This is a genomic window from Streptomyces sp. SP17BM10 (genome assembly GCF_036322405.1).
In the GTDB taxonomy this organism is placed as follows: domain Bacteria; phylum Actinomycetota; class Actinomycetes; order Streptomycetales; family Streptomycetaceae; genus Kitasatospora.
Map to the genome: position 1 here is coordinate 1 of NZ_JAQYXB010000501.1, position 368 is coordinate 368.

1 pseudogene is annotated in these 368 nt (G+C 73.9%); it reads left to right on the forward strand.

The features are described from left to right. Positions 1-204 (forward strand): annotated as a pseudogene (locus PUR71_RS08780) (hypothetical protein); the annotation flags it as partial. Positions 205-368: the final 164 nt, after the last annotated feature.

Sequence of the window (368 nt, forward strand, 5' to 3'; positions counted from 1 at the left end):
ACCCGACGGACGGTCATCACGGCGGAAGCCACCACCGGAGGGGCGGTCGTCACGGCGGAAGCCACCACCGGAGGGGCGGTCGTCGCGGCGGAAGCCACCACCGGAGGGGCGCTCGACTCGGCCCAAGCCACCGCCACAGGCGCGCTCGCCACGGTCAACGCGGCGGTAAACGCCGCGCTTGCGTTCGTCACTGTCGCGGGCTGAGCCTCGGACGGAGGGGCGGTCGTCACGACGGAAGCCACCGCCCGAGGGGCGCTCGCCACGGTCTTCACGCCGGAAACCACCACGGTCGCCGCGGCCGTCTCGGTTGACTCCACCCGAGGGCCGGTCATCACGGCGGAAGCCACCCCCGGAGGGGCGGTCGTCAC